This is a genomic window from candidate division KSB1 bacterium (genome assembly GCA_034505495.1).
Lineage (GTDB): Bacteria > Zhuqueibacterota > Zhuqueibacteria > Residuimicrobiales > Krinioviventaceae > Fontimicrobium_A.
This window is the reverse complement of the sequence record JAPDQV010000051.1, coordinates 14,966-17,258: the sequence shown is the minus strand read 5'-3', so window position 1 is coordinate 17,258 and position 2,293 is coordinate 14,966. Positions and strand designations below refer to the sequence as shown.

Genomic DNA, 2,293 nt, shown 5'->3' with positions numbered 1-2,293 from the left:
TTTGCTTGTCGAAAACGAGCGACCAATTCCCGCCGCTCAACAGCAAGTGATTCTTTTCCTCTTTGACCTGCATCGGCAAAAGCGGCTTTTCCTTTTGTTTTTCGACAAATGGAAAAACGAATTGTTCTCCGGCGAGTACATATCCGGCAGGCGCCCACGGCATATCGTTTTTCAGTTTGAAATCGATATTGAGGTAACAAGGGGCATCGCTTTTCATCGCCTCATAAAGATGACCGAGCTGCACCGGCCTGGTCTCCTGCGGCGGGATGTCGAGCCGATCGATTTTTCCGGACTTGATGACTCGAAACGGCGTGCACAGCTGCCATTCAAGGGTCAAAAAATTCAGGTTTCTAAACTCAAAGGTATTTTGAACCGCAAGAATGCCGGCATAGAGATCGATTGGTTTGACTTTGACGAATTGAAAGACCTTTTTGACCTCTTCCATGGCCGGCTGGGGTGTACGATCGGGGTTGACGATGCCGTTGCAGCAAAAATTACCGTCGTTGGGTATATCGCCGAAATCGCCGCCGTAAGCAAAGAAAAGCCGTCCGTCCTCCGTCTTTTTGTATAAGCCCTGATCGACAAAATCCCAAATAAATGCCCCCTGTATACGGGGATGCGACTCGAACAGGTCCCAATATTTGCGCAGGTTGCCGGTGCTGTTGCCCATCGAATGGGCATATTCGCAAAGAATGACCGGACGCGTGGTGTCCTGCGCGGCCAGATCGAGGATTCCATCCAGGCTTGCGTACATCGTCGAGATGATGTCATACTTGGAAAGGCCATGAATATAAGCCGGTGTGCGGCTTTCATAATGAATCGGGCGTGTGGGATCGATCTTTTTCATTTCACGATACATCGTATCGAAATGGGTGCCGAAGCCGGTCTCATTGCCCATGGACCAGATAATCCCCGAGGGATGATTTTTATCGCGCTGCACCATGGCGGTGCCCCGGGTGACAAATGCCTTTTCCCATTCGGGCTTTTCATCGAGATAGATGCGGCGATCGGACCACAGCTCGTGCGCTTCGACGTTCGCCTCGCCGATGAGATAGATACCGTATTCATCGCAGAGCTCATACCAGCGGGGATGATTGGGATAGTGGCTGGTGCGCACGGCGTTGATATTGTGCCGCTTCATCAGCAGGATGTCCTTGATCATCGTCTCTTCAGTAACCGCGCGGCCGCAATCAGGCTGAATTTCATGGCGGTTGACCCCTTTGAAATAAACGGCGCGACCGTTTACCAGCAACTGTCCTTTGCGCATCTCGATCTCCCGCACGCCGATTTTTTGCGAGACCGCTTCAAGCACTTGACCTTTCTCATCCAACAGCTCGAGAGTGAGAATGTAAAGATTCGGAATTTCAGCGCTCCAAAGTCGCGGTCGATCGAGTCGGCCTATCAGGTCCGCAGTCGATTCGCGGTCGGCGGCGACGACGAGCGTGGTTTCGGCGTCAAATCCTTCATGCAGAGTCGCGCGCAGGCGAACCTTGGCGCTCTTGGCGGAGCGATTGCTTATCCAGGCGCGAATGCGGACGTCGGCAACCGTGTAGTCGTTGTTCAGATCGGTCGTCACGAAAAAGTCGCGGAGAAAAACCTGCGGCCTGGCGATGAGCCGGACGTCGCGAAAGATGCCGCCCAGACGCCAAAAATCTTGATCCTCCAAATAGCTGCCGTCGGACCAATTAATGACCTTGGCGGCCAGTACATTTTTTCCTTCCTTCACATAGGGCGTAAGGCAAAACTCGGCCGGCAGCATGCTGTCTTCGCTGTATCCCACAAAGCTGCCGTTAACATAGAGATAAAACGCCGACGCCACGCCTTCGAAGCGAATAAAGATCTCCTGCCCCTTCCACTCTTCGGGCAGCGTAAAGCTTGTGCGGTACAAGCCGGTCTCGTTGTAATCGTGCGGAACAAAAGGCGGATTGGCGGGAAAAGGGTACTTGATGTTGGTGTAATGCGGCCTGCCGTAGCCGTGCAGCTGCCAATTCGAAGGCACTGACAAAAGATCCCATTTTTGATCAGGATAGTCGGGCACATGAAAGTCGGTCGGTGCCTGATCAGGCGAAACGAGGAACTTGAACCTCCATTGGCCGTTCAGCGACTGCACGCGCGTAGAAGCTTCAGGACGTAAAGTCAGCGAAGCAGTTCGGTCCGGAAACGGAAAAAATGCCGCGTGCGGCGCCTCTTTGTTGACGGCAATGATTTCAGGGTTTTCCCACTCTTCTGCGGATCGGGCGGTACTAAAATAAAAAGTCACTGCCAGACACATCATCAAGATAAGGTTCTTCAT

1 protein-coding gene is annotated in these 2,293 nt (G+C 52.7%); it reads right to left on the bottom strand.

The annotated features are described in order from the left end of the window. On the bottom strand, nucleotides 1-2,293 hold a 2,293-nt coding region (locus ONB24_14195; protein MDZ7317261.1), incomplete at its 3' end, for a DUF4981 domain-containing protein.